At 74.2% G+C, this 17145-nt stretch carries 14 protein-coding genes; 4 read left to right on the top strand and 10 right to left on the bottom strand.

Annotated elements, in window-relative coordinates; genetic code table 11:
* Positions 1-145: 145 nt before the first annotated feature.
* Together ACFC1F_RS10900 and bldG are read right to left on the bottom strand one after the other, a co-directional pair.
* Complete coding sequence (locus tag ACFC1F_RS10900; RefSeq protein ID WP_376157176.1) at positions 146-565, bottom strand: ATP-binding protein; 420 nt, start codon at positions 563-565, stop codon at positions 146-148.
* Between the two features lie 159 nt (positions 566-724).
* Positions 725-1066, bottom strand: a complete 342-nt coding sequence (bldG, locus tag ACFC1F_RS10905; protein ID WP_148644090.1) for an anti-sigma factor antagonist BldG — start codon at positions 1064-1066, stop codon at positions 725-727.
* A 222-nt stretch (positions 1067-1288) separates the two neighbouring features.
* Here bldG and ACFC1F_RS10910 point away from each other — a divergent pair, with 222 nt between their 5' ends.
* Positions 1289-3772 (top strand): DEAD/DEAH box helicase, encoded by a 2484-nt coding sequence (locus ACFC1F_RS10910; protein ID WP_376157178.1) that lies wholly within the window; start codon positions 1289-1291, stop codon positions 3770-3772.
* Here ACFC1F_RS10910 and ACFC1F_RS10915 read toward each other — a convergent pair.
* The 7 genes from ACFC1F_RS10915 to ssd all read right to left on the bottom strand — a co-directional run bounded on the left by ACFC1F_RS10915 (position 3767) and on the right by ssd (position 9596).
* Positions 3767-4285 (bottom strand): Rv3654c family TadE-like protein, encoded by a 519-nt coding sequence (locus ACFC1F_RS10915; RefSeq protein WP_376157180.1) that lies wholly within the window; start codon positions 4283-4285, stop codon positions 3767-3769. The genes ACFC1F_RS10910 and ACFC1F_RS10915 overlap by 6 nt on opposite strands.
* Complete coding sequence (locus tag ACFC1F_RS10920) at positions 4273-4593, bottom strand: TadE family type IV pilus minor pilin (RefSeq protein WP_376157182.1); 321 nt, start codon at positions 4591-4593, stop codon at positions 4273-4275. The genes ACFC1F_RS10915 and ACFC1F_RS10920 overlap by 13 nt, the downstream gene beginning before the upstream one ends.
* 172 nt (positions 4594-4765) lie before the next feature.
* Complete coding sequence (locus ACFC1F_RS10925; RefSeq protein ID WP_376157184.1) at positions 4766-5038, bottom strand: DUF4244 domain-containing protein; 273 nt, start codon at positions 5036-5038, stop codon at positions 4766-4768.
* A gap of 69 nt (positions 5039-5107) precedes the next feature.
* On the bottom strand, positions 5108-5707 hold the full coding sequence (locus ACFC1F_RS10930; RefSeq protein WP_376157186.1) for a type II secretion system F family protein: 600 nt from the start codon (positions 5705-5707) through the stop codon (positions 5108-5110).
* Positions 5708-5955: 248 nt separating this feature from the next.
* Complete coding sequence (locus ACFC1F_RS10935; protein ID WP_376157188.1) at positions 5956-7008, bottom strand: type II secretion system F family protein; 1053 nt, start codon at positions 7006-7008, stop codon at positions 5956-5958.
* A 114-nt stretch (positions 7009-7122) separates the two neighbouring features.
* Positions 7123-8409: a TadA family conjugal transfer-associated ATPase gene (locus ACFC1F_RS10940; protein ID WP_376157190.1), complete on the bottom strand. Its 1287-nt coding sequence runs from the start codon at positions 8407-8409 to the stop codon at positions 7123-7125.
* 62 nt (positions 8410-8471) lie between these two features.
* Positions 8472-9596, bottom strand: coding sequence for a septum site-determining protein Ssd (ssd, locus tag ACFC1F_RS10945; RefSeq protein ID WP_376157191.1), 1125 nt, complete (start codon positions 9594-9596; stop codon positions 8472-8474).
* A 757-nt stretch (positions 9597-10353) separates the two neighbouring features.
* Between ssd and ACFC1F_RS10950 the strand changes: the two genes are divergently transcribed.
* On the top strand, positions 10354-11274 hold the full coding sequence (locus tag ACFC1F_RS10950) for an HAD family hydrolase (protein WP_376157193.1): 921 nt from the start codon (positions 10354-10356) through the stop codon (positions 11272-11274).
* 522 nt (positions 11275-11796) lie between these two features.
* Here ACFC1F_RS10950 and ACFC1F_RS10955 read toward each other — a convergent pair.
* A complete protein-coding gene (locus tag ACFC1F_RS10955; protein WP_376157194.1) occupies positions 11797-12690 on the bottom strand; it encodes an oxidoreductase in 894 nt (297 codons plus the stop codon).
* A 267-nt stretch (positions 12691-12957) separates the two neighbouring features.
* Between ACFC1F_RS10955 and ACFC1F_RS10960 the strand changes: the two genes are divergently transcribed.
* Both ACFC1F_RS10960 and ACFC1F_RS10965 read left to right on the top strand, forming a co-directional pair.
* Positions 12958-13950: an ATP-binding protein gene (locus tag ACFC1F_RS10960; protein ID WP_376157196.1), complete on the top strand. Its 993-nt coding sequence runs from the start codon at positions 12958-12960 to the stop codon at positions 13948-13950.
* A 483-nt stretch (positions 13951-14433) separates the two neighbouring features.
* A complete protein-coding gene (locus ACFC1F_RS10965; protein ID WP_376157197.1) occupies positions 14434-16842 on the top strand; it encodes a SulP family inorganic anion transporter in 2409 nt (802 codons plus the stop codon).
* The last annotated feature ends 303 nt before the right edge of the window (positions 16843-17145 follow it).

The following is a 17145-nucleotide window of genomic DNA, read 5'->3' on the forward strand; positions in this document are numbered from 1 at the left end:
CGACTCGGAGCACCACGGCACGACGCACCGGAGGAACGCAGCCCGCGGCCGTGCCCCAGAGGGGCCGAGAAGCCGAGGAGCCGAGAGGCCGAGGAGCTGAGTGTTGAGGGACTGAGGAAGGCTGTGCCGCCGGGGCGGAACCGCCTCAGACCGCCACCGCGTCGACCGAGACCGGCCAGCTCATCCGGATCAGGCCGCCTTCGGCTCCGTTGGTGACCTCCAGGTCCTCGACCAGACCGGTGATGACCGCGAGGCCCAGGGTGTCCTCGCCCGGATCCTCTCCTTCGGCCGCGCCAGGGCTCGGGACGGTGGCGGGGCCCGCCTCGTCCTCGACCTCGATGAGGAAACGCTTCTCCTGGTCCGTGAGCGCGACCCGGACCGCGCCGGTGATGCCACCGCGCTGGTGCAGGCCGACGGCACGGGAACACGCCTCACCCACGGCGAGGCGCACCTCGTCGAGCACCGACTCGTCGACCCCGGCTCGTCTCGCGACCGCCGCGGCGACCAGCCGGGCCGTACGCACGTGCTCGGGAAGCGCACTGAATCGAAGTTCGACGGTTGCCATCTTCTCCCCCTCGGGGTGTCCGACCGGGGCCGGGCATGCGGCCCCTGCGGGCCGGTCTCCACCGGCCCTGAGGCGTCCCGGGCCGCCGGGGCCGCTCAGGGCCCCGGCGTACCGGACGCATGGATCGGGCGGGCCGGCACAGGGACCGGCCCGGCCGCGTCAGTCGGTCGAGTTGACCGCGTCGTCCACCGAGGTGTGGATCGGGAAGACCTTGGTCAGGCCGGTGATGCGGAAGATCTTCAGGATGCGCTCCTGGTTGCACACCAGGCGCAGCGAGCCCTCGTGGGCCCGCACTCGCTTCAGACCGCCCACCAGCACGCCCAGACCGGTCGAGTCGAGGAAGTCCACGCCCTCCATGTCGACGACGAGGTGGTAGTTGCCGTCGTTGACGAGCTCGACCAACTGCTCACGCAGCTTCGGGGCGGTGTACACATCGATCTCGCCGCCAACCTCGACGACCGTGCGATCGCCGACTGTACGGGTCGACAGGGACAGGTCCACGGAACCTCCAGCACCTTGCCTTGCTACGTCATTGCGATCTTCGGCCGGACGGCCGCCACCGCATGGTCGCGAGCCCCGGGCACGCCCAGCGAACGCGTGGCAAGCCTCAGCGCTGCGACCCCCGGCCGTACGGCCGTCACGGCCACATTCAACCACCTGCGACCATGCCCGCACGATGGCTTACAACGATTCTCCGTCACGCCGGTGACACACTGGGTCCTCATGCCGCCCCGTCACAGCCTGCCCGAGGCACTGCTCACGACCCTGTCCACCACCCGGGGGCGGTCGGACCGGCTCACCCATACGGAGCACCTTCCCGCCCGACCTGCCCGTTATTCACCGTGGCCCGACTCGATCCGGCCCGAGATCGCGTCCGCCGCCCGGGACCTCGGTGTGGAACGGCCCTGGGCCCACCAGGCAGAGGCGATGAATCTGGCCAAAAGCGGCCATTCCGTGGTGATCGCCACAGGCACCGCCTCGGGCAAGTCGCTCGGCTACCTGGCTCCGGTGCTCAGCGACCTGCTGGACGGCACCGAGGCCCGCAACGGCCGCGGCGCCACCGCGCTGTACCTGGCCCCGACCAAGGCGCTCGCCGCCGACCAGCGCCGGCGTGCCGCCGAACTCGCCCCGCCCAGGGTCCGGGCCGCCCTCTACGACGGCGACACCCCGCCCGAGGAGCGCGAGTGGGTCCGCCAGTACGCCTCGTACGTGCTCACCAACCCGGACATGCTGCACCGCGGCATCCTGCCCGCCCATGCCCGCTGGTCCTCCTTCCTCAAGACCCTGCGCTACGTGGTGGTGGACGAGTGCCACAGCTACCGGGGCGTGTTCGGCTCGCACGTCGCCCAGGTGCTGCGGCGGCTGCGCCGGATCTGTGCCCGGTACGGCTCCTCACCCACCTTCCTGCTCGCCTCGGCCACCACCGCCGAACCGGCCACCACAGCCCACCGGCTCACCGGGGTGCCGGCCGAGGCGGTCACCGAGGACGCCTCACCGCGCGGCCCGATGGTCTTCGGCCTCTGGGAGCCGCCGCTCACCGAGAACGTCGGCGAGCACGGCGCACCCGTCCGACGGACGGCCACGGCCGAGGCCGCCCACCTGCTGACCGACCTGGTCGAGCGGCAGACCCGCACCGTCGTGTTCGTCCGCTCACGCCGCGCCGCCGAGCTCGTCGCGCTGCAGACCCAGGACCAGCTCGGCCGACCGCTCGCCGACCGGGTGGCCGCCTACCGCGGCGGATACCTCGCCGACGAACGCCGGGCCCTCGAACGCGACCTGCACACCGGCCGGCTCCTCGGCCTCGCCTCCACCTCCGCCCTCGAACTCGGCGTCGACGTCTCCGGACTCGACGCCGTCCTGATGGCCGGCTACCCGGGCACCCGGGCCTCGCTGTGGCAGCAGGCCGGACGGGCCGGACGCGAGGCCCAGGGCTCGCTCGCCGTCCTGATCGCCCGCGACGACCCGCTGGACACCTACCTGGTGCACCACCCGGAGGCCCTGTTCGCCACCCCCGTCGAGGCCACCGTGCTCGACCCCGACAACCCGCACGTCCTCGCCCCCCACCTGTGCGCAGCCGCCGCAGAGCTGCCGCTCACCGATGCGGATCTGGAGCTGTTCGGCCCCTCCGCCGGACCGCTGCTGCCCGTCCTGGAACGCCGCGGACTGCTCCGCCGCCGCGGCGAGGCCTGGTACTGGACCCGCCGCGAACGGGCCGCCGACGCCGTCGACCTGCGCGGAAGCGGGGGCAGCCCGGTCCAGATCGTCGAGGCCCCGACCGGGCGGCTGCTCGGCACGGTGGACGCCTCCGCCGCCCACACCACCGTCCACACCGGCGCCGTCCACCTGCACCAGGGGCGCAGCTACCTCGTCCGCGACCTCGACCTGGAGACCTCGGTGGCCCTGGTCGAACCGGCCGACCCGCCCTACACGACGGCCGCGCGGGACATCACCTCCATCTCCGTGCTCTCCACCGACACCTCCGTCGAGTGGGGCGAGGGCCGGCTCAGTTTCGGTTCGGTGGAGGTGGTCAACCAGGTGGTCGGCTACCTCCGCAAGCGGATCTCCACCGGGGAGATCATGGGCGAGAGCAAGCTCGACCTGCCGCCCCGCACCCTGCGCACCCGGGCGGTCTGGTGGTCCGTCACCGAGGATCAGCTGCTCGACGCGGACATCCCGCCCGACCAGCTCCCCGGGGCCGCCCACGCCGCCGAACACGCCTCCATCGGCCTGCTGCCGCTGTTCGCCACCTGCGACCGCTGGGACATCGGAGGTGTGTCGGTGCCGCTGCACCCCGACACCCAGCTGCCCACCGTGTTCGTCTACGACGGCCACCCCGGCGGGGCCGGCTTCGCCGAACGCGGTTTCCGACGGGCCGTCCAGTGGCTGACGGCCACCCGGGAGGCGATCGCCGCCTGCGAGTGCGAGCGCGGCTGCCCCTCGTGCGTGCAGTCGCCCAAGTGCGGCAACGGCAACGACCCGTTGGACAAGGCGGCCGCCGTCCGGCTCCTGGACATCCTGCTCGCCGGCGCACCGGCGGCGGTGGACGAGGCCGGGCCCGGGCCGGCGCTGGGGTCCGCGACAGGGGCGGGGCTGGGGTCCGGGCCGGGGGCGAGCTCCGCAACGGGGCCGGTGCCCGGGGACACCCCGCGCGGGGAGACCGGAGCGGCGGGAGCCACCGACGAGGCCGGGGGCGCTGAGGGCTCATGAGCCGCCCGCCGTCCCGGTGAGGCCGGCGTCCGCGTCGGCACCCGCCGTGGCGGCTGCCGACGCGGTCGTCGCGCGGACCGGACCGGCACGGGACCGTGCGCGGGCCGGTCCCACCGGCAGCCGCACGGGCAGCCCGCCGACCCGGACCTCCGCCACCACCTCGACGGCGTCCGCCTCCCGGTCAACCGTGCAGGACACCACGGTGGCCGCCTGCGCGGCGGCGATCCCGGCCGCCCGCCCGCACCCGCCGTCCACGTCCAGCAGCAGCCGGTCGGCGGCCGCGAGGGCCGCCAGGTCGGCGGCCGACTCCGCCCGGTGCCGGGCGCCGACCACCGCTCCCACCGAGAGCACCGCCGTGAAGGCCGCACACCCGAGGACCGCGAACGCGACCAGCCACACCGTCGCGGACCCGGCGTCGGCCCCGCGCCCTGCCGCCACCGCCCGGGCGGTGCGGGCCCGCGCCACTCGCCGTACCGCCGCCGCGGCACGCGCAACCGGCGTCAGGACGGCCACGGGCCACCTCCTCCTCCGCCCTCCAGCGTGTCCTCCCGGGCTGCCACCGCGGCCGCGCCGAGGCGCACCGAGAGCAGCGAGCCGAAACGGCCCGGCGCCGCCGACGGCGCGTCCACCGTGACCCGGACGGTGTCGGCCGCGACCGCGATCCGCACCTCCGCCCCGGGCGGGGCCGCCGCGCGGGCCGCCGCGGCGGCATCCGCCTCCCCGCGCGCGGCCGCCCTGGCGCCCACGCGCGCCGCGTCCACACAGCGGATCTGCGCGCCCGCCGCGAGCACGCCCCAGATCAGCATCACGGCGAGCAGCACCAGCGCCGGCAGGGCGACCGCCGTCTCGGCCGTGACGAAGCCCGCATCGCCTCGACGACGGCCACGAACCCCGTCCCGGTCCCGGCCCCCGCCCCCGACCCTGCCCCCGTCCCGAGCGCGGAAGCACCCGGAGCACCGACGGATCCACCGCAGCCGCCCCGATGACGAACCGTCACGTCGCATGGAGCGCCCGGTCCAGGAGCTCGGCCAGTGCACCGAGCATGGCCGGGCTGGTCACCACCTTGTACAGCCCGGCCGCCAGCGCACAGGCCCCGAGAGTTCCGACCGCGTACTCGGCCGTGGTCATCCCCGCGTCCGACCTGTCCTTGATCCGGGCCGACCTCCGGACCCGGCCGACCACCCACCGGCCCCGACGTCGGCACAACTCGTACGGGCGCCGACCGAGACGCGGGTCGCCGAGCCTGGCCGTGATCACTGCGGTCATGGATCCCTCCTGGGGTGATTGATGGTTGATGTGCCGTTCCGCGGGGCCCCACGCGTTCCCGCCGCCCGCTCACATGTCCTGCGCGAAGCGGGTGGTGAGTCCGATGACCACCGGGACGACGCTGATCAGGACGAACGCCGGGAGGAAGCAGAGCCCCAACGGCGCCGTCGCGAGGACCCCGGCCCGACGGACCCGGGCGTGCGCCATACGGGCGGCTGCCGTCCGCCGACCGTGCGCCAACCCGATCAGCGGCCCGGACGCGGGGGCCCCGCTGAGGCTCGTCCGGACCAGACAGCGGGCCAGTGGCGCCAGCGTCGGATGCTCCTCGCCCAGCCTGGTCCAGCAGACCTCCGGCGGTGCCCCCAGGGCCAGTTCGGCCGCAATCGCCACCAGTCGCGGCCCCATCGGGGCACCGACGCTCCGACCGACCGCCGCCAGCGCCACGGCAGGTGAGGCCGCCGAACCGAGGCAGGCCGCCAGCAGCTCCGCGGTGAGCGGAAGCTGCCGGGTGAGCTGCTCCTCCTCCAGCGCGGCCCGCCGTTCGTCCGGAGACCTCGCCCGGGGCAGCCACCGGTACAACACGACGGCCAGCAGGGCACCCGCCGCCACTCCGGCACCACCGCCCAGTGCCACCGCCGCGCCGAGGCCCCCGGCGGCCGCGAGCGCCACGCGCTGCGCACGCCCCGAGCCGCCGGACACTGCCGCCCGCGTCGTCGCCGCTCTCGCCGTCGGCGTCGCCGGGGGACGGTGGGCCCTCCAGCCACGTCCGCCCCACCTGCGAGGACCCGGCTCCCGCTCCCTCGCCGGGAGCCAGGCAGCCGACCGCCGGTGCCCCGCCCGACGCGCTGCCCCACGACGCAGGAACAGCACTCCCGCTGCCAGCGCCGGCACCAGGCCGGCCCCCTCGGCTCCCCACCTCATGTCGACATCACCTCCGCCCGGAACGACCCGCTCGGCCGCGCCTGCCGCGCCTTCGTACGCGAGATGCCGCACCGCCACCCGACCTCCGCAGCCGCAGCCTCTTCACCGGACGCAGGCTCCTCCAGAGCCCCTCGCGCCGCCGCCCGGACGATCCGCGCCGTCCACGCCAGGCCCAGCCCCTCCAGCGCCGCCCCGCCCGCCAAGCAGGCCAGCCCGGCGGGGGTGTGGAGCAGGACGGCCACCGGCCGGGCTCCGAGCGCCACCCCGAGCAGCAGCCCAACGACGGGGAGCGCCGCCAGGACGGCGATCGTGGTCCGCGGGGCCGCCAGCTCCGCGGTGATCTCCTCGGCCAGCGCCTGCTCCCCGCGCAGCGCCTCAGCAACCCCGTCCAGGCCGGCCGCCAGGCCCGATCCGCCGTCGGCGGTGACCCGCCAGCAGGCGGCGATCGCGGTCGCCCCGCTGCCACCCGGCAGCTCGGCGAGCAACTGGAACGCCAACGGGACGTCCCCGCCGTACCGGCCGGCCGCCAGCCGGGCCACCGGCTCCTCGCCGATCCGGCGCAGGACCTCGCGGTCTGCGGCGATGCGCGTCGTCACCACGTGCAGCGCCTGCTCGGGCGTCGAACCGCTCCTCAACTCCCCTGCGAGCCCCGCACAGAGGTCGATGATGGCCGCCGCCCGCCGACGGGCCTCTGCCGCCACCCTGCGGCGCTGCCGCCAACGCCGCAGAGGAAGGAAGGCCAGGGCGGCCGCCAGCACCGGAACAGGCGAGCCGGTCGACGCTCCCGCCGCCAACCCCACCGGAACCAGCAGCAGTTCCGGCGCCGGCCGGCCCGGCCGGCGTAGCGGCCACCATCCGGGGCCGGCTGCCACCGGCCATCGACGACCGCCCGACTCCCCGCTGCCGCCGTCTCCCCCGACGCCGTCACCGGCCGGCAGAAGCGTGCGTCTGCGAGCGCCCGACGCCGCCCGCTCCAGCGCGCACCACCCGGCCAGCGCCACCGCGAAGAGCACCGCCACCCAGCACAGCGCCAGCTGATCCTTCGTCATCTCACCCTCCACCCTTCCCTTCAGCCTTCCTCCGCCATGGCCCGAGCAGGGCCAGGGCACCCACCATGCAGCCGCAGAGCAGCAGGACGAACAGGACCTCCGCCCGCGCCACCGTCACGGCGGCCCGTCCGCGAGCGTCACCCCGCGCGCCGCCAGCAGCCGGAGCAGCCGATCCCAGCCCTCGCCCGGGAGTACGGTGCCGTCCGCCGCGAAGGTCACCGCCGGTGTGGTGACGGCCATCCCGTCGCGGTCGCCGGCCAGCGTGTGGATCTCGGCGACGCGACGCCGTCCGGAGGCCGGCTCCCGGACCAGGTGCACCACCAGATCGAGCGCGGCCCGGAGCTGGCTGTGCAGGGCCGGCCGGTCCAGCCCGGCGAGCGAGCCGAGCGCCTCCAGCCGGACCGGCACGTCCGCCGCCGTGTTCGCGTGAACCGTGCCGCACCCGCCTTCGTGGCCCGTGTTCAACGCGGCCAGCAGATCCGAGACTTCGGCTCCCCTGACCTCCCCGACGACCAGCCGGTCCGGGCGCATCCGCAGGGCCTGCCGGAGGAGGTCGCGCAGGGTCAGCTCGCCCAGCCCCTCCTGGTTGGGCGGGCGGCTCTGCAACCGGACCACGTGCGGGTGGGCCGGGTGCAGCTCGGCCGAGTCCTCGACGACGACGATCCGCTCGTCCGGCCCGACCAGCCCGAGCAGCGCCGCCAGGAGGGTCGTCTTGCCTGTCCCCGTCCCGCCGCTGATCAGCAGGGAGAGCCTCGCCCGCAGGATGCCCGCCAGCAGCTCGGCACCGGCTGCGGGCAGCGCCCCGCCGGCCACCAACTCGTCGAGCGTGAACGGGCGGGGCCGGCAGACCCGCAGGGAGATGTGGGTGCAGCCGCCGGCGATCGGCGGCAGCACCGCGTGCAGCCGGGTGCCGTCCGGCAGCCGAGCGTCCACCCAGGGCCTGGCGTCGTCCAGTCGGCGCCCGGCGGCGGTGGCGAGCCGGTGGGCCAGCCTCCGGACCGCCTCGGCGTCGGCGAAACGGACACCGGTGGCCCGCCGCAGCCCGCCGCCCCGGTCGACCCAGACCTCGTCCGGGCCGTTGACCAGTACGTCCGTGACGTCCGGCGCGGCCAGCAACCGGTCCAGCGGGCCCGCGCCCACCAGCTCGGCCCGCAACGACCGCACGGTGGCGAGGACTTCGTCGCCGCCGAGTGGCGGCCTGGTGGCCCGCAGCGCCGCCGCGACGGACCCGGCGGTCGGCGGTGCCCCGGACTCCGCCAACCTCAGCCGGACGGCGTCGACCAGCGCCGTCGTGTGCTCCTCCCGGGCCGTCCGCCCGTACGGCGGCGGCTCCGGCCGCGAGCCCGGCCCCGGCGGCCCGCCCGACGCCGAAACGCTCTTGAGCAGGCGGAGCTCCCGCACACCACCGCCACGGCCGCCGGAACCAGCACCGGCCGCACTGCCTGTTCTCCGCAGACGGACCATCAGTAGACACCTCCTCCGACCGCCGGAACCGGCGGCAGCACCTCTTCCAGGAAGGTTTCGCAGAATCGGGCCAGCGGGCCGTTCTCCCGGATCCCGGGCGGCACACCCTGCTCGACGTCGGCGGCCAGCCCCGGCTCCGCCTCCAGCTCTCCGGCGAGCCTCAACCGCAGTCCCCGCGCGATCCGGTGGGCCGGGATCCCGAACGGCCGCAACGGGCGCACCACCATCCGGACGTCGTCGAGCCGCATCCGGACGGACGCCGCGACCCGGTCGGCGGCGGCCACCGCGCGCAGCTCGGCCGGCACCACCAGCAGTGCCGTGTCGGACTGCTCCAACGCCTGTCCGGCCGCCGGATCGAGGTGGCGCGGCACGTCGACCACGACCAGCCCGCCGCGCCGCCGGGCGGCGGCCAGCACACTACGCATGGCCTCGGGCGGCACGGCGAGCGTGTCGCCGCGGTCCCAGGACAGGCAGGACAGCGCGGTCAGCCGTTTCAGCACCGGCAGCGCCTTGGCCAGCTCGGCTCCGCTGACCCGTCCGCGCGAGCCGGCCAGGTCCGGCCAGCGCAGGCCGCCGGCCGTCTCGCCCCCGAGCAGGACGTCGAGCCCGCCCCCCAGCGGATCACCGTCGACGAGCATGGTCCGCCGCCCGGTACGCGCGGCCGTGACCGCGAGCGCGCAGGCCAGGGTGGAGGCACCGGCCCCGCCCCGGCCGCCGAGCACCGCGACGGTCAGCGCCGGTGTGCCGACTCCCTCGGCGGCGTCGGCGATCCGGTCGAGCAGCCAGGCCTCGGCGTCGGGCAGGAACAGCACGTGCTCGGCGCCGAGTTGGACGGCCCTGACCCAGACCCCGGGGTCGTCCAGGTCCAGCCCGAGCAGGAGGACCCCGGTACGGCGGGGGAGCCCGGCGCACCGCTCGGCCTGGTCGTCCCCGACCAGCACGAGCGACGAGCCCTCCCAGAGCCCGCGCGGTGGCGGGGCGCCCCGGATCAGCCGGGGTTCGGTGCCTGCGGCCGCGCAGAGCCGCAACAGGTGCTCGGCCAGGCCCTCGTCCTCGGTGACGACGAGCGGGCCGGTGGCCTCCGGTCCGTGGGCGGCGGCGTGGCCGGTGATCGGTGTCGACATGGCGCTCTCCCCTGTGCGGTGCCCGTCCGCGCGAAGCGGCACGGGCACACGTCCGGATGGGTCCGGCAGGCGGCCGGCCGGGAGCGCCCAATTCGAGGTGCCCGGCAACCGCTGCCGTCCATCACGGTGGGGGGTGATCCGGATTCCGTCAGCCGGGTTCCGAATGCCTGTGGACAACTCGGGGCTGTGGATAACTTCGTTCACCCGGGCGGGGGGCTATTGAGCAAAGAATTGACGGAACGGCCTCACCGGGAAGAACCGGCACAGCCCGGGCGGGAAGACGGCCGGCCTCGGTCTGGCCCCGGAAGGACGCTCTCCGGACCTCCCCGCCCCCTCTCCGGAGACTCTCCGGAATCCCTCCGCGACCTCTCCGGGGGCTCTTCCGCGCCTCTTGCGGACCTCGTCCGGACCACGCGTGGCCTTGAGTAACCGGCAACACAGAGTGACGAAAGTGGATTGGTGGGGCCGGGCCCCGACACCCCCTGTAGACACGGGGCGGGCCGGGCGCAGCATGCTCCGCAGAAGCCGTTCAAGCCCTGAAAATGGCCCCGGACGTGCGACGACCCCCGCCGGGGGGGAGAGCGGGGGTCGTCTATCCACAGCCCGACTCGGGGGGGAGGAGCCGGACCGGGTTAGCACGGTCGCGAACGATCCGTGACTTCCATGGTGTACCCGAGCGGCCAGAAACACAAACCCGCACGCCCGCGAGTACGCCGAATGGCGGGGTGTTTTGCGGAGCCCTCTATCCTCGGTTCCCGTGGACACCACCGAGAACGCCGACGAGTACGCCGACAAGTCCCCGGACTCCACCGCCGGGCCCGCCGCGCAGGCCGGGAACGCCGCGCCGACGCCCCCGGTCGCCCGTCCGCGCCCGGCCGGCCCCCGGACGGCGGCCTTCTTCGATCTCGACAAGACCATCATCGCCAAGTCGAGCGCCCTGGCCTTCAGCCGGCCCTTCTACCAGGGCGGCCTGATCAACCGTCGGGCCGTACTGCGCAGCGCCTACGCCCAGTTCGTCTTCCTGGTCGGCGGAGCGGACCACGACCAGATGGAGAAGATGCGCGAGTACCTCTCCGCGCTCACCCGGGGCTGGAACGTCCAGCAGGTCCGCGAGATCGTCGCCGAGACCCTGCACAACCTGATCGACCCGATCATCTACGACGAGGCCGCCTCGCTGATCGAACAGCACCATGCGGCCGGGCGCGACGTGGTCATCGTCAGCAGCTCCGGCTCCGAGGTGGTCGAGCCGATCGGAGCGCTGCTCGGCGCGGACCACGTGATCGCCACCCGGCTGAAGATCGAGGACGGCTGCTACACCGGCGAGATCGAGTACTACGCCTACGCCGAGAACAAGGCCGCCGCCATCCGGGAGTTGGCCGAGTCCGAGGGCTACGACCTCGCCGAGTGCTACGCCTACAGCGACTCGTCCACCGACCTGCCGCTGCTGGAGGCGGTGGGCCACCCGTCCGCCGTCAACCCGGACCGCGCCCTGCGCAAGGAGGCGGTGGCCCGCGAGTGGCCGGTGCTGGTCTTCGACCGCCCGGTGGAACTGCGGCGGCGGCTCCCGGAGTTCTCCGCACCGAGCCGCTCGGTGCTGACCGCGGTGGCGATCGGCACGGCGGTGCTGACCGCCGGGGTGATCTGGTACGCGGCGCGGCGCCGCCGCCCGGCCCCCTGAGCAGCCGCCCGCCCTGACGCCCTCCCGTCCCGGCGGGAGGGCGAGCCGCACACAACGGATGCAACCAACACTGTTTGGGCCAAAACGGGCAAAAGCCGAAGACTTCTCGTTTCGGGTTCCCCTTTCGCCCGAAACGCGATACAAATGAAGCACGGCCCGCGAGACCCGGTCAGGACCCGAAGAGGTCAAACCGACAACGCAGTTCAGGCCCCACGGACCGCGTACAGATAACCGAGCACCCACATGCAGCCGACCCGCTGTCGGGCCGCCGCACCAGACGAACGGGCAGGATCCCCGTCTGATGGGCACTTCCGGTGCATGCTTGGTCACCCGGTACCTGTACCAGCGGCGGCACCCGGCAGGATCAGGTGCCGCCGCATCTCGCTGTCCGGGCCCGCTCCGGCGGCGACCCCGCCCGGCGCCGGGAGACCGGCCCGACGGTAGGACCCGGCAGGACCGGCCGCCGCCCGGCAGCAGGCCGGGTCCAGCCCGTGGGTCGGACCCCGGCCCCCGAAGCGCCGGTCAGACCATGCCGCGCTGCATCGCCTCGCAGACCGCCGTGCTCTCCCGCACGCCGAGCCGCAGCGCCCGCCCGCAGTGGCCGATCCAGGCCGCCATGCCCTCCTCGGTCCCCGCCAGGTAGCCGGCCAGCGCACGCCGGTAGGCGTCGGTTCCGAGCTCGGCGAGACCGACCTCGGCCGGGCAGATCGACTTCGGGTCGAGCCCCTCCGCGAGCAGCACGATCCGCTGCGCGGCCCGTGCGATCACGCCGTTGTGCGAGCCGAACGGCCGCAGCGCGAGCAGCTCCCCGTGCACCACCGAGGCCACCACCAGGGCCGGCGTCCCCACGCCCTGCCCTTCGGCGCGGGCGACCAGCAGCCGGGAGAGCTGGTCGAGCCGCGCGGCGACCTCCTCGGCGCCGGGGGCCGGCGGCAGGGCGGGCACCAGCGTGCCCGCGGCCGGGTCGGCCTCGACGCTCTCCACCGGCTTGAGCTCCAGCGGGAACAGCTCCTCGGCGGCCTCACCGGCGCGCCGGGGCCGCCCCGCGGCCGCATCGGCGTCACCGACCGCCAGCAGGTGCAGCCGCGCCAGCACCTGGAGCGGCGAGTGCCGCCAGACGCTCAGCAGCTGACCGGACTCGGCGGCGATCCGCAGTGCGGCGCCGACCGTGCGCGACTGCGGGTCGGCGCTGAAGTCACTGCGGCGCCGGACCTCCTCCAGCGGCCAGTCCGCCCCGGCCAGGGCCGCCGACGCGCGGGCGCCGCGCAGGGCGGACTCGGAGGTGACCTCGGCCGCGCGGCGGCGCATCACCCGGTGCCCGTAGAGGCGGTCGACGGCCTTGCGCACCTCGGCCACCGCGTCGGGCACCCCGGGGAGCTGGGCCAGCGGGGCGAGGGGATCTGTTCCAGTGCTCACCTACCCGAGAGTAATGAAAGAGGGGCCCCTCCCGGAACAGCAACCCCGGATCACCCGTTAGAGGCAATCCTCACTCCCCTCCGACGGGGAGCCCGAAACCCTGGATAGCATGAGCACTATCGGAGACGATAACGATTTCCAACTCTGGATATCGTCGGCCTCGGCACAGGGCGGAAGCGGCACCGGCAGAGCGGCGCGGACGCGTCCGACGAGGCATCGGGCAAGCGGCCCCGCGCACGGGCCCCAGATCAAGAGCCGGAGTCCCAGATGAAGATCGCCTTCGTCGGCAAGGGCGGCAGCGGCAAGACCACGCTGTCCGCCCTGTTCATCCGCCACCTGGCCGCCGCGGGCCGCCCGGTCATCGCCGTCGACGCCGACATCAATCAGCACCTCGGCCCCGCACTGGGCCTGACGGACGGCCAGGCGGCGGAACTGCCCTCGCTCGGCGGCTACCTGCCGGCCATCAAGGAGTACCTCCGCGGCAGCAACCCGCTGATCCGGTCCGCCGAGGAGATGATCAAGACCACGCCGCCCGGCACCGGCTCGCGCCTGCTCCGGATCGTCGAGGAGAACCCGGTGTACGCGGCCTGCGCCCGGCCGATCGCGCTGGACGAAGGATCGGTCCGGCTACTGGCGACCGGCGCCTTCACCGAGGATGATCTCGGGGTCGCCTGCTACCACTCCAAGGTCGGCGCGGTCGAGCTGCTGCTCAACCACCTGGTCGACGGCCGGGACGAGTACGTGGTCACCGACATGACGGCGGGCTCCGACTCCTTCGCCTCCGGACTGTTCACCCGGTTCGACCTGACCTTCCTGGTCGCCGAGCCGACCCGCAAGGGCGTCTCGGTGTACCGCCAGTACAAGGACTACGCCCGCGACTTCGGCGTCCAGCTGCGGGTGATCGGCAACAAGGTGCAGGGCCCGGACGACCTGGACTTCCTCCGCCGCGAGGTCGGCGACGACCTGCTGACCACCTTCGGCCACTCCGACTGGGTGCGCCGGCTGGAGCAGGGCGCCGAACCGCCGCTGCGGACGCTGGAGCCGGGCAACCGCGCGGTACTGGAGCAGCTGCGCGCCGAAGCCGACGCCGCCCACGACCGGAGGGACGCCCGCCGCTACACCGAGCAGGCCGTCCTCTTCCACCTCCGCAACGCCGAGAGCTGGGCCAACGCCAAGGTCGGCATCGACCTCGCCACCCAGGTGGACCACGGGTTCGTGCTCGGCGGCGAGCAGCCCGCCACGGCCGGCGCGCACCACTGACGGCGGACGCCGCCGCGCGAGTCACCGGACGGGCTGCGGCCTTCCTCCACCCGGAGGGAGGCCGCAGCCCGTTTCTGCGCGCGACACCGATCCCGGGGCCGCACCCGGACCGCCCCTCGTCGCCCCTCGTCCGCCCCCGTCCGCTCCGGCCGGTGTCAGCAGATTCCCGTCAGTTCGACTACCACCCAATGGGGTGAATGAAGGGCTTCAGCCCTACCGTTCGAGATGACGCTGTGCAAAGCTTTCATTACTCTCGGTTTACCGAGTCTTGATGGTCCTCTCAGAGGCATGGCCGTCCCTTGCCTCCCTGAGGCCCGCTGATGGTCCACGGCCCGGCCGGTGACACCCGCACTCCCCGCCGCGCCCACGCCATCCCGCCACACCGTCGCGACCCACGACAGCCGATCCGGCTCCCCCGAGCCCCACAACCGGACTCACCACCGGACCTGACTGCGTTCGTTCCCCCGGACAGACGGGAAGACAATGACCCTCGACATCTCCAGCGCACCCATCGCCTCCGACACCACCGACCACGCCCCGCCGGGCCCGCACTCCCGCGCCCGGTGGGCGCAGGACCTCTCGGCCTCCCTGGTGGTCTTCCTGATCGCCGTGCCCTTCTCCCTGGGCATCGCCCTGGCCACCGGTGCCCCGCTGACCGCCGGCCTTGCGGCGGCGGCCGTCGGCGGGATCGTGGTCGGCCTCTTCGGCGGCACTCCACTCCAGGTCAGCGGCCCCTCCGCCGCACTGACCGTCATCACCGCCGGCCTGATCACCCAGTACGGCTGGCAGGCCACCTGCGCCATCACCCTCGCCGCCGGACTGCTCCAACTCCTGCTCGGCGTCCGCCGGGTGGCCCGCACGGCACTCGCCGTCTCGCCCGCCATCGTGCACGGCATGCTGGCGGGCATCGGCCTCACCATCGCCATCGCGCAGCTGCACGTCGTCCTCGGCGGCTCCCCGCAGAGCTCGGCGCTGGCCAATCTGCTCGCACTGCCGAAGCAGCTGGCGGGCCCGCACCCGTCCGCGCTGGCCATCGGAACGCTCACCGCCGCCGTACTGCTCGGCTGGCCGCGGCTCGGCCGACTCCCCGGCAGGGCCGGGGAGTTCGGTGCCCGGCTGGCCAAGGTGCCGGGCCCGCTGGCGGCCGTCGCCACCGCAACCGCGCTCTCCATGACCCTCGGCCTGCACCTCACCCGGGTCGAACTGCCGGCCTGGCAGCCGCACGACCTCGTCCCCGACCTGCCGCACGGGCCGCTCGCCGCGATCCTGGCCGCCGTGCTGACCGTCACCGCGGTGGCGAGCGTGGAGTCCCTGCTCTCCGCCGTCGCGATCGACCGAATGTCGCACCGCACCGGGGACCTCGACCGCGAGCTGCGCGGCCAGGGCATCGCCAACATGATCAGCGGACTGCTCGGCGGGCTGCCGATCGCCGGGGGTGCGGTGCGCAGCACGGCCAACGTCCGGGCCGGTGCGCAGAGCCGGTGGTCCTCGATCCTGCACGGCGCCTGGGTGCTCGCCGCGGCCCTGGCACTCACCGGTGGCCTCCGCAAGATCCCGCTCTCCGCGCTCGCCGCCCTGGTCCTCGTCGTCGGCCTGCAGATGGTGAGCTTCGCGCACATCCGCAAGGTGCACCGGCACCGCGAGTTCCCGGTCTACCTCGCCACCGTGCTGGGCGTGGTGCTGCTCGGCGTGCTGCTCGGCGTGGCGCTGGGCGCCGCGACGGCCGTCCTGCTCGCGCTCTACCGCCTGACCCGTGCCCATGTGGACGTCCTGACCGGCCCCGACGGCTCGGTCACGGTGCAGACGCACGGCCCGCTCACCTTCGCCGCGGTGCCCCGGCTGAGCCGTGCGCTGGCCGGCATCCCCGCCACCGCCGATGTCACGGTCGTCCACGACGGCTCCTTCCTGGACCACGCGGCGTACGAGACGCTGCACAGCTGGCGCTCCGGCCACCAGGCGGCCGGCGGCCGCGTGTCGATGGTGACGCGACGCCAGGACGACGAGGTCCTCGACCCGGACGGGACGATCCGGACGGGCAGCTCCCCCGGCCCGCACCGCTGCCGGGCGTGGACGCCCTGGGTCGGTCACCACTGCATCGAGCAGCAGGAGGATCCGCACGGCCGGCTGCTGGACGGCCTGCGCGGGTTCCAGCTGCACACGGCCCCGCTGATCCGCCCCGAACTGGCCCGGCTGGCCCGCGAAGGTCAGACGCCCTCCCAGCTCTTCCTGACCTGCGCGGACTCGCGGATGGTCACCAGCATGATCACCAACAGCGGCCCGGGTGACCTCTTCACCGTGCGCAACGTCGGAAACCTGGTGCCCGCCCCCTTCGAGCCCGGCGCCGCCGACGACTCGGTGGCCGCCGCGGTGCAGTACGCCGTCGAGGCGCTGGAGGTGCGGTCCATCACGATCTGCGGGCACTCCGGCTGCGGCGCGATGAAGGCCCTGCTGGACGGAATCCACGAGCAGCCGGGGCCGCCGACCGCGTTGACCCGCTGGCTGCGCAACGGCCGCGGCTCGCTCGACCGCCTGCGCCGCGCCCCCGCCGAGTTCACGGCCCGGCCGGTGGTCGACCTGGTCGAGCAGCTCTGCATCACCAACGTGGTCCAGCAGTTGGACCAGCTGCTGGCCAACCCCGCAGTGGAGCGTCGGGTCGCCGAGGGCACGCTACGGCTGGTCGGGATGTACTTCGACTTCGCCACCGCCCAGGCCTACGTCCTGGACCGGGAGAGCGGCAGGTTCAGCCCGGTCGAGGCTCTCGACGCCGCGGCGGCGGGCCCCGCGCCGTGCGACACGCCCGAGCGGGTGAACGAAATCGAACAGGTCGGCATGACAGGCCTGGAAGCCGCCACCGCGACCGGCACCGGGGGCGATCCCCGACTGGCCGCCTGAGGGTCGAGCCCGTGCCCCACCTGGCGGGCAGGGGTACGGGCCCACCCATCCGCCCGACCGATCCTTCTGCCATCTCGTTCGAATCTCGATCAAAGGTCTACACCAATTCACCGGAGCCTCTTGTCAACTGACCTGTTCGCCTGGTGAGCTGTGCGCTGGGACACACGGGACAATCCCCACGCACGGGAATGACCCCGATCATGACTCGATGAGGAGTGCGCGTTGAGCAACGAGAGCCTGGCCAACCTGCTCAAGGAGGAGCGGCGCTTCGCCCCGCCGGCAGAGCTCGCCGCAGCCGCCAAC

This window comes from Kitasatospora sp. NPDC056181, from assembly GCF_042266225.1.
Lineage (GTDB): Bacteria > Actinomycetota > Actinomycetes > Streptomycetales > Streptomycetaceae > Kitasatospora.

Excerpts from the sequence above, each read along its gene's own strand:
- ACFC1F_RS10960 (WP_376157196.1), top strand. The coding sequence starts at position 12,958 with ATGAAGATCGCCTTCGTCGGCAAGGGCGGCAGCGGCAAGACCACGCTG.
- ACFC1F_RS10965 (WP_376157197.1), top strand. The coding sequence starts at position 14,434 with ATGACCCTCGACATCTCCAGCGCACCCATCGCCTCCGACACCACCGAC.
- ACFC1F_RS10935 (WP_376157188.1), bottom strand. The coding sequence starts at position 7,008 with ATGACGAAGGATCAGCTGGCGCTGTGCTGGGTGGCGGTGCTCTTCGCG.
- ACFC1F_RS10910 (WP_376157178.1), top strand. The coding sequence starts at position 1,289 with ATGCCGCCCCGTCACAGCCTGCCCGAGGCACTGCTCACGACCCTGTCC.
- ssd (WP_376157191.1), bottom strand. The coding sequence starts at position 9,596 with ATGTCGACACCGATCACCGGCCACGCCGCCGCCCACGGACCGGAGGCC.
- ACFC1F_RS10925 (WP_376157184.1), bottom strand. The coding sequence starts at position 5,038 with ATGACCGCAGTGATCACGGCCAGGCTCGGCGACCCGCGTCTCGGTCGG.
- ACFC1F_RS10900 (WP_376157176.1), bottom strand. The coding sequence starts at position 565 with ATGGCAACCGTCGAACTTCGATTCAGTGCGCTTCCCGAGCACGTGCGT.